The 17,346-nt window shown below is 42.1% G+C and carries 16 protein-coding genes; 3 read left to right on the top strand and 13 right to left on the bottom strand.

The genetic code is table 11. The features are described 5' to 3' along the window. The first annotated feature begins 104 nt into the window (after positions 1-104). Positions 105-2,231: a S8 family peptidase gene (locus tag PSH48_RS11640; protein WP_273611620.1), complete on the top strand. Its 2,127-nt coding sequence runs from the start codon at positions 105-107 to the stop codon at positions 2,229-2,231. Positions 2,232-2,276: 45 nt separating this feature from the next. Here PSH48_RS11640 and PSH48_RS11635 read toward each other — a convergent pair whose 3' ends face one another. The 7 genes from PSH48_RS11635 to rplU all read right to left on the bottom strand — a co-directional run bounded on the left by PSH48_RS11635 (position 2,277) and on the right by rplU (position 7,964). Beyond that, positions 2,277-2,750, bottom strand: coding sequence for a peroxiredoxin (locus PSH48_RS11635; protein ID WP_055252698.1), 474 nt, complete (start codon positions 2,748-2,750; stop codon positions 2,277-2,279). Between the two features lie 70 nt (positions 2,751-2,820). Next, a complete protein-coding gene (locus PSH48_RS11630; protein ID WP_273611619.1) occupies positions 2,821-4,746 on the bottom strand; it encodes a methyl-accepting chemotaxis protein in 1,926 nt (641 codons plus the stop codon). A gap of 324 nt (positions 4,747-5,070) precedes the next feature. After that, positions 5,071-5,448, bottom strand: a complete 378-nt coding sequence (locus PSH48_RS11625; RefSeq protein ID WP_004587925.1) for a DUF3718 domain-containing protein — start codon at positions 5,446-5,448, stop codon at positions 5,071-5,073. A gap of 78 nt (positions 5,449-5,526) precedes the next feature. Beyond that, entirely contained in the window at positions 5,527-6,018 is a 492-nt protein-coding gene (gene folA, locus PSH48_RS11620; protein ID WP_273611618.1) for a type 3 dihydrofolate reductase, read from the bottom strand. 72 nt (positions 6,019-6,090) lie between these two features. Further along, positions 6,091-7,242, bottom strand: coding sequence for an Obg family GTPase CgtA (cgtA, locus tag PSH48_RS11615; protein WP_004587923.1), 1,152 nt, complete (start codon positions 7,240-7,242; stop codon positions 6,091-6,093). Between the two features lie 136 nt (positions 7,243-7,378). After that, positions 7,379-7,636 carry a 50S ribosomal protein L27 gene (rpmA, locus tag PSH48_RS11610; protein WP_004587922.1) on the bottom strand — a complete coding sequence of 86 codons (258 nt, stop codon included), beginning with the start codon at positions 7,634-7,636 and terminating at the stop codon, positions 7,379-7,381. Positions 7,637-7,652: 16 nt separating this feature from the next. Then, on the bottom strand, positions 7,653-7,964 hold the full coding sequence (gene rplU / locus PSH48_RS11605) for a 50S ribosomal protein L21 (RefSeq protein WP_004587921.1): 312 nt from the start codon (positions 7,962-7,964) through the stop codon (positions 7,653-7,655). Positions 7,965-8,385: 421 nt separating this feature from the next. On the opposite strand from rplU, the gene ispB reads away from it, so the two are divergent. Beyond that, positions 8,386-9,357, top strand: coding sequence for an octaprenyl diphosphate synthase (gene ispB / locus PSH48_RS11600; RefSeq protein WP_054982281.1), 972 nt, complete (start codon positions 8,386-8,388; stop codon positions 9,355-9,357). A 94-nt stretch (positions 9,358-9,451) separates the two neighbouring features. Here the strand turns inward: ispB and mdh are convergent, their stop codons facing one another. Beyond that, entirely contained in the window at positions 9,452-10,384 is a 933-nt protein-coding gene (gene mdh, locus PSH48_RS11595) for a malate dehydrogenase (protein WP_006794540.1), read from the bottom strand. A gap of 224 nt (positions 10,385-10,608) precedes the next feature. On the opposite strand from mdh, the gene argR reads away from it, so the two are divergent. Continuing rightward, the gene (gene argR / locus PSH48_RS11590; RefSeq protein WP_006794541.1) at positions 10,609-11,076 is read left to right on the top strand and encodes a transcriptional regulator ArgR; all 468 of its coding nucleotides are present in this window, start codon (positions 10,609-10,611) and stop codon (positions 11,074-11,076) included. On the opposite strand, the gene PSH48_RS11585 is transcribed toward argR, so the two are convergent. From PSH48_RS11585 to PSH48_RS11565, 5 genes are all read right to left on the bottom strand, one after another. Further along, positions 11,073-11,972, bottom strand: a complete 900-nt coding sequence (locus PSH48_RS11585; RefSeq protein ID WP_273611617.1) for a Dyp-type peroxidase — start codon at positions 11,970-11,972, stop codon at positions 11,073-11,075. The two genes, argR and PSH48_RS11585, sit on opposite strands and share 4 nt — an antisense overlap. Positions 11,973-12,015: 43 nt before the next feature. Beyond that, a complete protein-coding gene (locus PSH48_RS11580) occupies positions 12,016-13,062 on the bottom strand; it encodes an ABC transporter ATP-binding protein (protein WP_273611616.1) in 1,047 nt (348 codons plus the stop codon). Next, entirely contained in the window at positions 13,063-14,694 is a 1,632-nt protein-coding gene (locus PSH48_RS11575) for an ABC transporter permease (protein WP_273611615.1), read from the bottom strand. It abuts the gene before it with no gap. Continuing rightward, positions 14,694-15,698 carry a Fe(3+) ABC transporter substrate-binding protein gene (locus PSH48_RS11570; RefSeq protein ID WP_029773350.1) on the bottom strand — a complete coding sequence of 335 codons (1,005 nt, stop codon included), beginning with the start codon at positions 15,696-15,698 and terminating at the stop codon, positions 14,694-14,696. The genes PSH48_RS11575 and PSH48_RS11570 overlap by 1 nt, the downstream gene beginning before the upstream one ends. Positions 15,699-16,473: 775 nt before the next feature. Then, a complete protein-coding gene (locus PSH48_RS11565; RefSeq protein ID WP_273611614.1) occupies positions 16,474-17,160 on the bottom strand; it encodes a tRNA-uridine aminocarboxypropyltransferase in 687 nt (228 codons plus the stop codon). Positions 17,161-17,346: the final 186 nt, after the last annotated feature.

The following is a 17,346-nucleotide window of genomic DNA, read 5'->3' as shown; positions in this document are numbered from 1 at the left end:
GTACATAAGCAATTATTATTTTAAAGAAATTAACAGATCATTTACCTTTGTTTCTGTTTCGTAATTTAATATTACGAACTAACTAATAACAACTAGGGATAATTATGACAACAAGTAAATCATTTAAGCGTTGCGCTATCGCGCTCACTATTAGTACGGTATTTGCAGCATCTGCAAGTGTTGCTCAAGATGTGTCTACCTCTATGGCAGAAACAACAGCCAAACTACAAAGCCAATCGGGTTTTGAAACTCAGTTTATTATTAAGTACAAAAATAGCGCGAACGATATGCTAAGCATCTCGTCTGCTGACGCAAGCCCTGCAAATATGAAAAAGCGTGCTCAACGCTTTGTAAAAAATTTCGCTTCTAAAAAAGGTAAAGTAAAAGCGAAGTACATCCGTGCAATGGCGCTTAATAACCACCACGTTATGCGCGCAGATAAAAAACTGAGCGCTGCAGAAGCACAAGAATTTATGCAAGAAATGGTTGATTCTGGCAATGTTGAATACATTGAAGTGGATCAAATGTTAAAACCATTTGCAACGCCTAATGACCCTCGTTACGGCGATCAATGGCACTACTTTGAGCAAGCGGGCGGCCTAAACTTACCAACCGCATGGGATACTGCAACAGGCAGTGGCGTAGTGGTTGCGGTACTTGATACTGGCTACCGCCCTCATGTTGATTTAAATGCTAACATTTTACCGGGTTACGATATGATCTCTAACCTATCGGTAGCAAACGATGGCGGCGGTCGTGACAGTGACGCACGCGATCCGGGCGATGCTGTAGCTGCTGGCGAATGTGGAAATAACGGCGCACAAGGCTCAAGCTGGCACGGTACGCACGTAGCAGGTACGGTTGCGGCTGTTACTAATAACGGTGAAGGTGTTGCCGGTGTGGCTTATGGCGCTAAAGTTGTGCCTGTACGTGTACTTGGTAAGTGTGGTGGTTTAACGTCAGACATTGCTGATGGCATTATTTGGGCATCTGGCGGAAGTGTATCGGGCATTCCTGCCAACTCAAACCCTGCTGATGTAATTAACATGAGCTTAGGTGGCAGCGGCTCGTGTAGCTCTACCACACAAAACGCAATTAACACGGCACGCAGCAACGGTGCAGTCGTGGTTATTGCTGCCGGTAATGATAACGATAACTCAGCAAACTATAACCCAGGTAACTGTAGTGGCGTTGTTAATGTTGCCTCTGTTGGACGTAACGGCGGACGAGCATATTATTCAAACTATGGTAGCAATATTGATGTTGCAGCGCCGGGCGGCGCACAAAGCTTTGCAAACGACTCTGAAGGCGTTTTATCAACCTATAATTCAGGCTCGTCTACACCTTCAAGCGATAGCTATGCGTTCTCTCAAGGTACATCAATGGCAGCGCCTCATGTTGCCGGTGTTGCAGCCCTGATAAAGCAAGCTAAACCAAATGCTACCCCAGATGAAATAGAAAGCATTTTAAAATCAACTACCCGCTCATTCCCAGCAACGTGTACAAGTTGTGGTACAGGTATTGTTGATGCAGCAGCCGCTGTAGCCGCAGCAAGTGGCGGTACAACACCTCCTACCGGTGGCGATAGCGAACTGACAGATGGTGAAGCTAAAACAGGCTTAAGCGGCGCTGCAAGTTCACAAGCGTATTACACGATGACAGTACCAAGTGGCGCAACGAATGTTACGTTCACAATGAGTGGCGGTAGCGGCGATGCAGATTTATACGTACGCGCAGGCAGCCAACCAACTACCTCAAGCTACGATTGTCGTCCGTACAAAGGCGGTAATAGCGAAGAGTGTTCTATTGATAACCCAACCGCTGGTACATACCATGTAATGCTTCGTGGCTACTCGGCTTATTCTGGCGTTAGTTTAGTGGGTAATATTACAGGTGGTTCTACAGGTGGCGGTTCAACTACACCAAAAGCCGGTGGCGGCACGGTGAGCGATGTAACGGCTACAACAGGTAACTGGAAGCACTATACCTTAGATGTGCCAGCAGGAATGAGCACATTTACAGTCACCACTTCAGGTGGTACAGGTGATGCTGACTTATTTGTTAAGTTTGGCAGCCAACCTACCGCATCTAGCTACGATTGTCGTCCTTATAAAAACGGCAACGCAGAAACATGTACGTTTAGCAATCCGCAAGCGGGTACGTGGCATTTAAGCGTTAACGCTTACAGAACTTTTTCGGGTTTAACATTAAGTGGCCAATACCAGCCATAATTAAAAAGGCCCTAAGTGCATGCACTTAGGGCTTTAATAAAGCGGTTATAGTTTTTCTAACACAGACTCAGCACGGCTTACTGAAAACTCTTTGTCTTTTTCAACAAACAGTCCTGTTACTACATTATCGTCGACTATCATTGCATAGCGCGTAGAGCGTGTTCCACCAAAACTGCCGGTGTCTTTATCAAGCCCTAACGCTTTAGTAAAACTGCCATCGCCATCTGCTAACATATCGATTTGTTGGGCATTTTGAGATTCTCCCCACGCTTTCATTACAAAAGCATCGTTAACCGATACACAGTAAATTGCCGCAATACCTTTTGCTTTAATTTTATCACTAAGGGTTATAAATTCAGGTAAATGCGCATTTGAACAGGTAGGCGTAAATGCACCCGGTACAGCAAAAAGCACAACCTTTTTACCATTAAAAAGCTCAGCGTTAGTATGAGTTTGCATGCCTTCGTCTGTTAGCTGCGTTAATGTAACTGCGGGTAACGTTTGACCTTGTTCAATCATGATAAATCCTTAAAGCATTTGATTAATGAGCCTACAGTATAACGCTAATTACCTTTGTGTTAGCAGGTATTTACAAGCCAAGGTTTACTTTTATGGTTTGCATTTGCTGTTGTAACTGGCTATGAATATCGTCAACAAGTAAGCTTGATTCGCTTACTTGGCCTTTCATACTTTGCATTGACTGGCTAAAGTTATCTAGCAAATTACTTTGCTGTTTAGCCAGCTCCATGGCCTCAAAGGCCACTTTGTTGGCTTGTTGAGCGTTATCGGCCACGCCCTCTGAGTTTACTTTTAGCTCTTGCGCGTTTTGTGTTTGCGACTGCGCGCCATCTGCTAAGGCCGCAATTTGTGTAGACACTGTGCCCGACTTTTCGCTCAGTAGTGTGAGCTGCTCATTAATATCGCTCAATGAGCCTTGAGTTTGGCGGGCAAGCTGGCGTACTTCATCAGCTACAACAGCAAAGCCTCGGCCATGCTCGCCAGCACGTGCTGATTCAATTGCTGCATTTAACGCTAGTAGGTTTGTTTGATCGGCAATATTGCGGATCACTTCAATAATTTGCCCAACGCCTTCAACCCCCGCAAGCAGCTCTTGTAGGTTTTGCATACTTTGCTCAACCCGTGTTTGCGTGTCTGAACTGGCACTTAGCATGCTTTGTGCAAAGCCTAAACTTTGCTCCATTGCACTAAAAGTGTGCTGGGCGTTATCAGCCACTTGGGCATTAATATTATTTACCTGCTCGCCAATTTGTTGAATATCAGCAAGCAAATGTTGGTTTTGCTCCACTTGCCCATGACTTGTAGACGCTTTTTGACTAATAGTTTGCAAATGCTCACTCATTTGCTGCATAAAATCATTTACCACTTTTAGCATTTGGGCACGCTCTTGTGCCTCTTTGCGCTGTCGCTCAATTAATAAATTAAAGTAACTGGCTATTTCGCCAACCTCTGTTTTTGGGTTCTTACTTTCAATGTTTTTCAGCTCGTTACTTTCAATTAAAAAGGCAAACCCGTCTCTGAGTTGCCTTAATGGGTTGAGCACTTGGTTACGCTGCACAAAATAAACACCTGCGGCTAGCATCACCAAAGCGCCAATAGCAAAGCAAAATACCCAAAATACGTTTTCTTTAAGCGCCCCTTGTGCGTGTTTTAGTTGCTGCTCTGCATTAATAACGGTTTTAGAGAGCAAGCTAATTTGCTCACGCAATTCATTGGTGCCCGCTTCACGTTGCTGGGCTTGCGCTAATGTACTGGCTAAATCGCGGGGGTAGCGGTTAGGCCAGCTGGTAATTTCAGATTTTATTTCATCGGCCAAATATTCAGCTTCTTCGTCAAAAAATAAAGCATCTTCGTCAACTTCGCTCATAACACCTAAATTAGGGAGTTGCTCTATTTTGGCTGCTAACGCATTTAAATTAGCAATACTTTGCTGCAAACTTTGTTCAGTATTGCTGTCGTAACTTACGATTAGTTGATAAGTAAATAAGGCGAGGTTGATCACCTCGTTATAGTAATCTGCGCCAAGTGTGTAATAAGCTTGCGCATCGCTATTTTGATTAGGGGATTTTTTTGCATAACCAATCAGTGACGAGGCTGAGCCGGCCATTTGGCGAATTGCATTATCAAGTAACGCCGTTTCGTTGCCCGACAATTTACCCAGCGCTCTGTACTTACCTTTAATATCGGTATCTAACGTGCTGAGCTGATCATTTAATTGCTCGGCAAGTACCGAGGGGAGTACTGCGAGTTGCTGTGTTTTTACTTGCTCAATTAGGGCTGATGATTGATTTAAGTATTGGCTATCACCTTGTTCTAGATAACTGCCTAAGTCACCGGCTAAATCCACTAAAATCGTGTTTTTTAATTTACTGTATGCGCTGTCTTGTTGCTCAAGCTTAAGTAAAGTTTGGCTTGCCCAAAATAGTGTGATGGCTAATAAAATACTTGCCAATGTTAACAGTATGGCTAACAGCCGAGTAAAAGATGATACGCGCATAAATAACAACCCCTATTGTTTAAGCGCGTAGACTATTAACTATTTATGACAATTTTATGTAACTCAGGGAAAACACGTATATTTACGGCAAATATACGAGTAAAGGCTTAGCGAATACAGCGCCTTTATTAAACCAAGCAACTTAATTTATATGCTATTAAAGATAAGAAACGCGGGTTAATTACAAGGTGAGAGTTTCATCACTTGGGTGTGCAAATTATAAGAGGCTTAATACAGCTATCACCATTACTAAAGCGCTGCGTATTAGCTAACGCCAGGCACAAAAAAACCGCGACCAGCGCGGTTTTTATTTTATTGTGTTAATTAAAGGCCTGCACGGTCTTTAATTACAGCAATTAACGGTGAGCCACCGTGGCCATTGCCTTCAGCCCATGCTATATCAGCGCCATCAGACAGTGCGCTTTTTGATAAGTTTTTAACTATGTACTCGCCCGAGTCAACAGCGTTACTAACTACAGCATGGCGAAGTAAATTATTACCATTACATTGAATAGCATCGTAAATATTGCGAATTTTTACACGTGAGCTTTTTAGTTTACTACGTAAACGGTTTTTATCATCAGCTGCGATATATTCACAAATAGATACTGCTAATTGATCATTGGCTTTAGCAGGCACGGTATACATTAACGAACCAGCAGCAACGGCTGTAATAACAATTAGCTTTGACAATTTAAACATGAAACACCCTTTATGGTACTTTTTACCTATGTTGATTGTCTAATATTGTACCAACCTGCTGTAAGTTTCGCAATAATGTTAATCTTTTTTATATAAAGTTACGAATTTATAACTATATTGATTCTTTTCATCGGGTTTATTTGTCTGTTCGTCGACGTTTTCCCACGTTGCTACCGCTTGGTAATCTGGAAACTGCGTATCCCCTTCAACCTCTAAATCTATAAAGGTTAAATATAAACGATCGGCACTTGGTAAAAACTGCTGATAAATATTACCACCGCCAATTATCATCACCTCTTCTTCGGCTTTAACCAGCTCTAGCGCAGCCTCTGGGGTGGTGACCGTCTCAATGCCTTGAGCGCTGTACTGGCTATTACGGGTAATAATTATGTTGCGACGCCCAGGTAAAGGACGACCTATCGATTCAAATGTTTTACGCCCCATAACGACAGGTTTGCCTGTTGTTACCTTTTTGAAATGCTGTAGATCGGCGGGTAAATGCCACGGCATTTTATTATCAAGACCAATTACACGGTTATTTGCCATTGCGGCGATCATTGAAATTATCACATCAAATACCTAGTACTTTATTCTTAAAAAATAAAAAAGGAGCTTATGCTCCTTTTTAAAATATGTTTTTTATTAACGCTCGTAGACCACTTCTACATCGTAGTCGTCTTCATCCCAGTCGTCCCAATCATCATCATCGCCTTTGGTTGCTTTTTGATGGTAGGTATCCCACTTGAACTCAACTTCTTCGTCTTCAATCTCAACGAACTTCTCTTTAGGCATGCTATCAAGTAATGCCATAATATCGTGAATTAATGGCTGAGTATTAAGCTTATTAACTGCTGAAATACGGTAAACGTTTTCTTCTTCACCTAGCTCTTGCGCAATTTGCTCACACAAAGCTTGCGCTTCATCTTCTGGCAAGAGGTCTATTTTATTAAACACTAACCAGCGTGGCTTTTCTGCAAGCTTAGGGCTGTATTGGTGTAACTCGTTAATAATGGCAAATGCATTATCAACAGGGTTTGAACCATCAACAGGCATAACGTCAATCACGTGTAACAATACACGACAACGCTCTAAATGCTTCAAAAAGCGAATACCTAGGCCAGCACCGTCTGAGGCACCTTCAATTAAGCCCGGAATATCGGCTATTACAAACGATTTGTTAGCCTCTGGGCGTACAACCCCTAAATTAGGAATAAGCGTGGTAAACGGGTAATCAGCTACTTTTGGCTTTGCTGCCGATACACTGCGAATAAACGTTGATTTACCTGCATTTGGCAACCCTAATAGGCCTACATCGGCAAGTAGCATAAGCTCTAATTTAAGGTTACGAACTTCACCTGGAGTACCTAACGTTTTTTGACGTGGGGCACGGTTAGTACTTGATTTAAAACGTGCATTCCCCAAGCCATGGAAACCACCTTTTGCAACCACAATTTTTTGACCATGCTGCGTTAAATCGCCTAACGCCTCTTGAGTGTCAACGTCGGTAATACGTGTACCCACAGGTACTTTTACTACCAAGTCTTCGCCCTTTTTACCTGTACAGTTACGGCTTTGACCATTAGTACCACGCTCGGCACGGTGAAAACGCTCAAACTGGTAATCAATTAGGGTATTTAAGTTTTCATCAGCTTGTAGATAAACACTACCACCGTCTCCACCGTCACCGCCGTCCGGGCCACCGTCTGGTACATATTTTTCTCGACGGAAAGACACGACACCGCTGCCGCCGTCACCAGCTTCTGCGCGAATTTCTACTTCATCTACAAACTTCATGATTACTCACTTTAGGGATTGGCTTTAATTTAACTATTATATACCCAAGCCAACGTAAATGCAGGCTTGGGTATATATTTGACGTTTCTGAAAACAAAAAACCCCGCAAAGGCGGGGTTTTTTACTACCTTACTGATTACTCAGCTACGATAGTTACGTATTTACGGTTTAAAGGACCTTTTTGTTCAAATTGAACTTTACCATCTGCTTTTGCGAAGATAGTGTGGTCTTTACCGATACCTACGTTTGCGCCAGCGTGGAAACGAGTACCACGTTGACGAACAATGATGCTACCCGCTAGAACTGATTCGCCACCAAAACGCTTAACACCTAGGCGTTTGCTTTCTGAATCGCGACCGTTACGAGTACTACCAGCTGCTTTTTTATGTGCCATTTCTAAGTACCTCTAATTAAGCGCTAATGCCAGTGATTTTAACTTCAGTGAACCATTGACGATGGCCCATTTGCTTACGAGAATGCTTACGGCGTCTAAATTTAACAACCTTAATCTTCTCACCGCGACCATGTGAAACAACCTCAGCTGTTACTTTACCACCGTTTACGAACGGTACACCGATCTCGATTTTCTCACCATCAGCAACTAAAAGTACTGAATCAAATTCAACTGCTGCACCAGTTTCAACGTCTAATTTTTCAAGACGAATCGTTTGACCTTCAGTCACACGATGCTGTTTACCACCACTTTGGAAAACCGCGTACATAATTAACTCCGTCTGTGCGCCCTCAAATCGACGCAACTAAAATATTCTTCGATAGGGCGCGAAGTTTACGCTAATGCATAAAAACTAGCAAGCCTATTTTGTAATTAAAATGAATAAAAAGTAGCTGCATTGAGAGCAATTCAATATTTCCCCCATTTTATATTAAATTGCCCTGTTGCCAAGCGCTTTTTAGTGCAAAGACAAAATAAATTTACGTGTCGCTATGCCTACTCCAGAACCCATTGACTGCGCAATAAATAGTCGCGCTTTGAGTGTGAAATATACAATTAAATACCCTAATTAAGCGCTAATTAAGGTTTTTAACTCGGTTTTTTTAATGAATCGTCACAAAATATCGAGCTAGTGCTTTTTTTGTTGTACAATCGGCGCCGTTCACACATAAAAATTGGCTCGGAGATCAATGGATATAAAAGCTATCCAGGCGTTAATCGAAAGCGATATGAATGACGTCAATCAACTTATACACGCGCAAATGCGCTCAGATGTGGCGTTAGTCAATCAACTTGGTTTGTACATCGTTAACAGCGGCGGCAAACGCGTACGCCCGATGCTGGCAATATTGGCAGCAAGAGCTTTGGGTTACCAAGGTAAAGATCACATTACTTTGGCAACGATTGTTGAATTTATTCATACTGCAACACTATTACATGATGATGTTGTTGATGAATCTAACCTGCGCCGTGGTACACCGACTGCAAATGCCGAATTTGGTAATGCTGCCAGCGTGCTGGTTGGGGATTTTATTTACACCCGCTCGTTTCAACTTATGGTGGGGCTGGGCAAAATGCAAATTATGCAAGTGCTTGCTGATGCCACCAACGTGATTGCTGAGGGTGAAGTATTGCAACTTATGAATTGCAACGACCCTAATACCACCGAAGCAAGTTACATGCAGGTTATTTACTCTAAAACGGCTAAATTATTTGAAGCCGCTACAGGGCTTGCAGCTATTATTACCGAGCAAGATAATAGTGTGTTAGATGCGCTTAATTTATATGGTATGCATTTAGGTACTGCTTTTCAGTTAGTTGATGACGTGCTTGATTACAACGCAGACGCTGACCAATTAGGTAAAAATATTGGTGATGATTTAGCAGAAGGTAAGCCAACCTTACCGCTAATATACGCTATGAAGCACGGCAGTGATCAGCAAAGAGCCCTTATTCGTGATGCCATTGAGCATTGCAATGGTATGGATAACCTTGAGGCTATTTTAACGGCACTTAAACAAACCAACGCACTTGAATTTACAATGCAAAAGGCGCAGCAAGAAGCAGACAAGGCCATTGCCTGTTTAGACTTTTTAGCAGAGTCGCAGTACAAGCAAGCGTTAATCAGCTTAGCGCGTATAGCTGTAGAGCGAGATCACTAACTTTGCAGCCTCCCTTAATTAGTATTTAAGGGCCATAATTTTCGAGCAATAAAAAAGCCTGCATAAGCAGGCTTTTTTGTGCATAACTTGGCTATTACGCCATGAAATCAACACCTTCTTTGATGTCTTTTTTCAGTGTCTCAAGCATATCGTTCTTCGCTTTTTCTTCAAATGCGCTTAGCTCGCCGTAAGAAAGAATTTCTTCAACGCCGTTTTTACCTAAACGTACTGGGTGTGCAAAATACTCTGCATCACCATCTTCAACAGCAACGTATGCGTAATCTACAACATCTTCACCTTGTAGGCCTTTAACTAAAGACATACAAAAACGTGCTGCAGCAGCACCCATTGATAATGTAGCTGAACCACCACCTGCTTTAGCATTTACTACTTCAGTACCTGCATTTTGGATACGTGGAGTAAGTGCAGCAACTTCGTCTTCAGTGAAAGTTACGCCTTCAACTTGAGAAAGTAGAGGAAGAATAGTTGTGCCAGAGTGACCACCAATTACTGGTACTTTAACTGTAGCAACGTCTACGCCTTTAAGTTCAGCAACAAATGCTTCTGAACGAATCACGTCAAGCGTAGTAATACCAAATACACGGCTTGCATCGTATGTACCTGCTTTCTTGAACACTTCAGCAACAATCGGTACTGTGCCGTTTACTGGGTTAGTAATAATACCCACAAGTGCTTTAGGACAACTAGCTACAATGCCTTCAGCTAGTGTTTTAATGATACCGGCATTTACGTTAAATAAATCTGCACGATCCATACCTGGTTTACGTGGCATACCCGCTGGGATTAAAACAATATCAGCACCGTCAAGCGCTTTGTTTAAATCGTCTGCGCCAAAACCTGCTACTTTAACATCAGTTGGGATGTGTGATAGGTCAACAGCAACACCTGGTACAACTGGTGCAACATCGTAAAGTGATAATTCAGAACCAGCTGGTAAGCCTGTTTTTAATAGTAAAGACAATGCTTGACCGATACCGCCTGCAGCACCTAATACAGCAACTTTCATTGGAATTCTCCGTCATTTGAGGTAGGAAATACTTGTGGCCCTTAAGATAATGAAATTAGCGCCTAAAAACAAATTTATCGGGCCTATTTTGCGATATTTTCGACCATAGTTGTAAACTTTGGTGGTTTATCGCATCAAACTGTCAAGTTGACTAAACAACTGCTGCATAATTATTCATTTTTGTGTAGTATTTACAGCATAAATAACAATAATGAATAAAGACTATGCAACCTCAAGATAAACAAGAAGCATTGGTAAAAGCGTTTAAATCACTTTTAAAAGAAGAAAACTTTGGCTCTCAAGGCGAAATAGTTGATGCGCTTAAAGAGCAAGGCTTTGACAATATAAGCCAGAGTAAAGTGTCACGCATGTTAAGTAAGTTTGGTGCTGTGCGTACCCGCAACGCTAAACAAGAAATGGTTTACTGCCTACCCGCTGAAATGGGAGTGCCGACAGCTAAAAGCCCATTACGCCAGTTAGTCATTGATATTATGCATAATGAAATGATGATCATTATTCGCACTAGTCCAGGCGCTGCGCAGCTTATTGCCCGCTTACTTGACTCGTTAGGAAAGGCCGATGGTGTATTAGGTACTATTGCCGGAGACGATACTATATTTATTGCCCCAGCAAAAATCTCTGAAATAGACGTCACACTTGAACGAGTACGTATTTTATTTGATACGGTTTAAATTTGCTTTAAAAAACCAACTGAGGGGGCAAAAAAAGCTGACCCCATATCGGCTTGAGTAAAATCAAGCCAATGGTCGTAACACTCCCCTTTTCCTATGCGGCTGTTAAGTACCTTTTCAAACGCACTTCCCGATGCAGAGCATGTAATACTTAGCATGCCTTGCTCGTAAACATCGCCATACGGCATGCTTTGGTTAAGCAGTATTGCTTGGCCGCTCTCATCTTTTAGCTCACTTCTAGTCGCGTGGCTAGTATCTACCTTTGGCTCAATTAAGGTGTTATCTAAACGTGTGCGCCCCATAATGTGTTCTTGCTCGCTTAGTGATAAATGCTGCCATACGCTCAGGTCATGCTTATAACGCTGTACATGAATATAGCTGCCTTGGTGTTCAAAGCTGTCGGGGTTATTAACCAGTGCCGTGATTCGTTTTTGGCGTCCATGTGGGGTGTCGCCTGCATAAATAAAGCCGTTAAAGTCTCGCCCATCTAAAAACCTAAAATTGCGAATTTGTTCAACCAGCTCTACATCGGGCGAAAACAACTTTAATATTTGCAATGCAAAAAGGTGATTAACATCTTCTCGGTCTGAGCGAATTTGTATGAATAAATCACATGGCTGTACGCGCATAACAAAATCACTGTGATTTATATTAGGAAAGCTTTGCAGCTCGCTTGGGATATATTCAGGTAGTATATGCGGCCAATATTGCGCGCCTATAGCCACCATGCAAGAGAGCATGGCTTCGGAGAACTGATCACTAAACTCTTCTTCAATTGCGCTTACGCGCTTAAGCTTTGCGCGCAATGACTCGTCTTGACCATCAAATACATTAAAAAATAAATGCAAACCGTGTAAGTTTGCTTCAGCACAAATCCCAGATTGCGCTTGCGCCATTGTTATTCCTTAGCTTTATAAAACACAGCGAATAACACATTTGTTATGATTCGAAAAAATTCACCGTGTGAGGTTTTATTTTTATTATAACCTGCTCATTTATTTCAAATGACTGGCCATATTGTGCGGCAACTTCAATCTCTTGCTCTGCAATTACAACAGTGTAAACATAAGCCGAGCCTATAAACCGACGGCTTAAAATGCTCACACCTTGAGGGTTATCGGCCTGCGTATTTTGCGCAAGCTCAATATGGTGTGGACGAATATACACCACCCCTTTTATTGCACTGTGCGTATGCTCATGCTGCGATTGCACGACACCAAAAGGCGTTGTGTATTCAGTTGCCGTTAACACTTCTGCGCCTAAGTATATGCCCTGACCCAGAAACTCTGCAACCTCCTTTGTCTTTGGCACGGCAAAAAGCTGCTCTGGAGTACCTTGTTGGGCTATTTTTCCTTGATGCATAATGGCTAGCGTGTCTGAAAACGCAAAGGCTTCTTCTTTTGAGTGGCTAACAAATACCGCAGAAACCTGCTGCGCTTTAATAATGCGCCTAATATCAGCAATTAACTCAAAACGTACTTGTGTGTCTATGTTCGAAAAAGGCTCATCAAGAAGCAATAAACTAGGCTTATAAGCCAAAGCCCGCGCAATAGCCACGCGTTGCTGCTGGCCACCCGAGAGCTGATGAGGGTAGCGTTTTGCACACCCCGTTAAATGCACTAGCTCTAGCATTTCCTCTACCCGTTGCTGTTTTTGCGCTTTGCTTACTTTACCCAGCCCAAACGCAATATTATCGGCCACACTGAGGTGCGGAAACAAGGCATAATCTTGAAACATCATCCCTATATTACGATGCTCTGGTGATATAAATGTATGCTTATCGCTTACACATTTGCCATCTATAAATACGCTACCTTCATTTATTTCAATAAGGCCAGCAATTGCTTTTAAGGTGGTTGTTTTACCGCAGCCGCTGGCTCCGAGCAAACACACAATTTCGTCTTGACCCACCGTTAAATCTAAATTGTATAGCACGTGCGTGCCACTGTAGTGATAACCCACGCCTTGTAAATTTAAACGGCTCATTTAACTGCGTTGCTCCATAGAACGATTAATAAAATACAAGGGGATCAACCCAACCAAAACAATAAATAAAGCGGAAATAGAAGCAAGCTCAAGCTGCTCATCGCTCACATATTGAAATACATGTGTGGCTAAACTTTCAAAGTCAAAAGGCCTTAATAGTAATGCGGCAGGCAGCTCTTTCATACACTCAATAAATACAAGCAATGCAGCTGTTAAAAGACCTCGACGTAATAAAGGAAGGTGCACTAAGCGCAGTGTTTGCCCTGGGCTTTTACCCATAGATTGGCTAGCCATATCCAGTGATGGACTAATACGTACAAAGCTCGATTCTATAGCACCGTGCGCAATGGCATAAAAGCGCACTAAGTAAGCCAGTATAATAGTGACAATGCTGCCGGTTAGTAATAAACCTATATCTAGGTTGTAGCTCTCAAGGGCTATATTTATTGAGTTTTCTAATACGCTAAGCGGTAATAGCACAGCAATAGCCAGTACCGTACCTGGCAGTGCATAGCCGGTGCTCGCTAAGCGACCAGGTATTAAAGAATAGCCTTGCTTTGCCACACGCTGATAAAAAACGATTAGTGTAGCGAGTATTATACTGGCTACGCTTACAATAATAGCTACTTGTAAACTTTGCCACGCGTAACTAAAAAATGCCGTGTTCCAGGCTTTATCAAAGTAAGTTATTGCATAATTTAGCAATACCAACATAGGTATAATAAAAGCAATGAGCAAAATAACACTGCAAAATGACGTAGCCAGCCATGCTTGTTTACCTTTAAGTTTGTATAACGACTCGCTATTAACACCTGATTGACGCTCAAACACGGCTTGGTTACGCCGACTAAAGCGCTCCGCCATTAAAGCTAAAAACAGCAGTAACAGCATAACGCCCGATATTTTCGCTGCAGCCGTGAGTGAGTAATAACCAAACCATGTATCGTACACTGCGGTGGTTAAAGTGCTCACTGCAAAGTAACTTACCGTTGCATAGTCGGCCATGGTTTCCATGCTTATGAGCGCAAGGGCTGCCACAATTGAGCCACGAGAAAGCACTATGCTTACTTTAAAAAAGCTTTGCCAAGGCGATAAACCCATTAATTGACTAGCTTGCACTAGCTTAAATGACTGCTCTCGCAGTGCGGTTTTAAAAATTAAAAATAAATACGGATACAGCACAAGTGCGATCATTACAATAGCGCCGGGCAAAGTGCGAATATCAAAAAACCAATAATCCGTTGGCGAGTGCCAATCAAACCAGTCTCTTAGGGCTATTTGCACAGGGCCAGCGTAATCTAGCAAATCGGTATACACATAAGCTATTAAATAGGTAGGCATTGCAAGGGGCAGCATAAGCGCCCATTCAAATTGCTTTTTTCCGGGGAAGGAGCAATACGCACTGAGCCAACCAAGCGGAAGCGCAATTGCACAGCTAAGCAGGCATACGCCAAAAATAAGCAGTACGGTATTAGTAATATAATCCCACAGCACGGTATCCCACAGATGAGAAAATACCTCTGAGTCGCCTTGTAAAGATTCATATATCAGAAAAAACAGCGGGGCCGACAATAAAAGCCCTGTCGACCAAGCAAAGAGCTGCCATTTAGACAGCTTAAATATAAAATTCATTAAAGGTCGAACTTCACCTCATCTATTAGCTTAAGGGCTAACGGACGATATTTACTGATCTCATCAAGTGCTAGGCCATCTTCTTTAAAGCTCCCCCAAGAGGCCACTAAACTTGATAGCTCAACACCTTGCTTAACCGGGTACTCCATATTTACAGATGCATACATATTTTGTGCTTTGGTTTCGCTCATAAACTCAATAAGCTTAAGGGCATTATCAGGATTTTTTGCATATTTAGTAATGACAGCACCCGAAACATTTATGTGTGAGCCGCGATTTTGCTGATTAGGAAAATTAATATAAACAGACTCAGCCCACGCTTTTTGCTCGTCGTCTTGAAGCATTTTGCCAAGGTAGTAACTATTACCTAAAGCAAGATTGCACAAACCTTCTTTTACTGCTTTTACTTGCGCGCGATCGTTACCTTGTGGCTTACGTGCTAAATTAGCTTTAACACCTTCTAACCATGTTTTAGTTTTTTCCTCGCCGTGATGAGCAATCATCGAAGCAACCAAGCCAAGGTTATAAGGGTGCTTGCCAGAACGTGTACAAATTTGTCCTTTGTACTGTGGGTTAGCCAAATCTTCGTAGGTGAGTTCAGGTAAAGCACCTAGGCGCTCTTTTGATGAATACACATTACGAACCCGCTTAGTTAATGCCACCCACTGCCCGTCGCTATCTCTATACGACGCAGGAATATTGTTTTTAATGCGATCACTTTTAATACTTTGCGTTAAATTTAGGTCCTCTAGCTGAATAAGCGCACTAAAATTAGATGTTAATACTAAATCGGCTTTACTGTGTTTTCCTTCACGCTTAACACGCTCTATTAACCCTTTTTTTGCAAAAACCACATTCGTTTTAATGCCAGTTTGCTTAGTGAAGTCAGTTAAAATAGGTTGAATTAAAAACGGTTGACGAAAAGAGTAAATATTAACAACATCGCTCGCAAACGCAGGCGAAGCGCTAATAATACAAGTAAGTATAGCCAGTGCAGTTCTCATATCAATTTACCTAAATAGTAATTATTTACAGGGGATTTTATCGTGATACGTGAAAATATACACTCTTTACATAAATGTAAATAAGTAATTAATGACCAAAAGGGAAATACCGCGTAAGACATCTCTTACAGAGCTGACAGCTAATGAGTAAAAAAACCTATAACAACCAAGCAAAACTAGTGTAAGCTGTTGTTTTTATTTAATTTGTTATGAATACTCATTTTTTATAAGTAAATCCATAGCCGTTTTAACCTATTTTAGTTGCACCAGCACGCTACAATTACTACATCAACCAAGCAGTGATGCTTATCGAGTAAAAGGAAATGGACTGCTTACTCGAACAACCAATGATTAGGTTACTACGGACAACACGGAAATTAGGACAGGCTCAGGATGAGTATCGCAATGGATTGTTGCACAAAGGAACGTATCAGGACGATACAGCAAGGATAACAACAGCGGATAGTTGTTTAACAGGATGTGATAGGAATTAAATGGACAGGCCCTTGAGGCAACACAATGGAATTGTAAATTAATGGACTGCACTAGGATGTGCCAAAGGGAATAGGTAATAGTTTTTACCACTCCAGGATGTACAGGGATTTAAAGGAGATAGGCCCGGATAGCCTAAATTACATAGAACTAAAAAGTAATATCGTAATCACATGGATAAGTAAAAATTGGAGTTGATTAAGTTCAATTGCAGGATGCAAAATTAGAAGATTCCGCAAGCGCGCCTAGAGATAGAGCGCGCTTTTCTTTGCCTAAAATTAAGTTACTGTGGCCTGCCCTTATTTCGCTTACCAAGTAAGTACGCATCACGAAATTTTATAAAGTGCTGTTCAAGCTTTAAGGCGGCATCTTGCTCACCTGCGAGCGCTAACACCATAATGCCTACCTCAGCAGTGCCTAACTGGTATGCGTGAGGTGCAACGCGTAAACGGTAATCTGATAGTTTATCAGCGGTGATCGACAACACCGGTAAATTATCTAGGTACGGGCTTTTGCGGATCATTTTTTTAGCTTCGCGCCAGGTGCCATCTAAAAATATAAATAATGGCTTTTTGCCAGGCTCAATGTTTACTTCGGTGGTTGCCCTGCCCGGCTCTACATCTTCAGCTGGAAATATCACCACAGGTTGATAATCAGCGTTGTTTAATAAAGCTAATAGCTCAGCGCTTGGCTCTGTTCTGTCCCATCTAAATGCATAGTTGTCAGAGACTATTTCAGCAATTAAACGCCCTGTGTTTGACGGTTTAAAGCTTTCATTATGATACATTAATAAACACACGCCAGCATCGCACTGCGCTTGTTCTACCCCCTCACATATACAGTAATGCTTAGCAATTAAACACTGCTCACAGCGATCCATTTTGCCGCCACGGGCATTAAATTCGCGGCGCGATTCGCTAATTTGCTGAGCACGCAAAACTAATACTGAGTTATGTTGGGGATTTTTCAAGGGGGCTATTACCTAAAATTTGTTCGGCGCGTATTGTAGCTAAAATAAAAGGGAATAGATATCAGCTATCAGCTATCAGCTATCAGCTATCAGCTATCAGCTATCAGCTATCAGCTATCAGCTATCAGCTATCAGCTATCAGCTATCAGCTATCAGCTATCAGCTATCAGCTATCAGCTATCAGCT

The sequence above is a fragment of the Pseudoalteromonas sp. Angola-4 genome (assembly GCF_028599265.1).
GTDB lineage: Bacteria > Pseudomonadota > Gammaproteobacteria > Enterobacterales > Alteromonadaceae > Pseudoalteromonas > Pseudoalteromonas atlantica.
This window is presented reverse-complemented; position numbering and strand designations above follow the sequence as displayed.

Excerpts from the sequence above, each read along its gene's own strand:
- rpmA (WP_004587922.1), bottom strand. The coding sequence starts at position 7,636 with ATGGCACATAAAAAAGCAGCTGGTAGTACTCGTAACGGTCGCGATTCA.
- PSH48_RS11640 (WP_273611620.1), top strand. The coding sequence starts at position 105 with ATGACAACAAGTAAATCATTTAAGCGTTGCGCTATCGCGCTCACTATT.
- ispB (WP_054982281.1), top strand. The coding sequence starts at position 8,386 with ATGGATATAAAAGCTATCCAGGCGTTAATCGAAAGCGATATGAATGAC.
- mdh (WP_006794540.1), bottom strand. The coding sequence starts at position 10,384 with ATGAAAGTTGCTGTATTAGGTGCTGCAGGCGGTATCGGTCAAGCATTG.
- PSH48_RS11570 (WP_029773350.1), bottom strand. The coding sequence starts at position 15,698 with ATGAGAACTGCACTGGCTATACTTACTTGTATTATTAGCGCTTCGCCT.
- PSH48_RS11630 (WP_273611619.1), bottom strand. The coding sequence starts at position 4,746 with ATGCGCGTATCATCTTTTACTCGGCTGTTAGCCATACTGTTAACATTG.
- rplU (WP_004587921.1), bottom strand. The coding sequence starts at position 7,964 with ATGTACGCGGTTTTCCAAAGTGGTGGTAAACAGCATCGTGTGACTGAA.
- cgtA (WP_004587923.1), bottom strand. The coding sequence starts at position 7,242 with ATGAAGTTTGTAGATGAAGTAGAAATTCGCGCAGAAGCTGGTGACGGC.
- PSH48_RS11625 (WP_004587925.1), bottom strand. The coding sequence starts at position 5,448 with ATGTTTAAATTGTCAAAGCTAATTGTTATTACAGCCGTTGCTGCTGGT.
- PSH48_RS11585 (WP_273611617.1), bottom strand. The coding sequence starts at position 11,972 with ATGGCGCAAGCGCAATCTGGGATTTGTGCTGAAGCAAACTTACACGGT.
- argR (WP_006794541.1), top strand. The coding sequence starts at position 10,609 with ATGCAACCTCAAGATAAACAAGAAGCATTGGTAAAAGCGTTTAAATCA.
- PSH48_RS11580 (WP_273611616.1), bottom strand. The coding sequence starts at position 13,062 with ATGAGCCGTTTAAATTTACAAGGCGTGGGTTATCACTACAGTGGCACG.
- PSH48_RS11575 (WP_273611615.1), bottom strand. The coding sequence starts at position 14,694 with ATGAATTTTATATTTAAGCTGTCTAAATGGCAGCTCTTTGCTTGGTCG.
- PSH48_RS11635 (WP_055252698.1), bottom strand. The coding sequence starts at position 2,750 with ATGATTGAACAAGGTCAAACGTTACCCGCAGTTACATTAACGCAGCTA.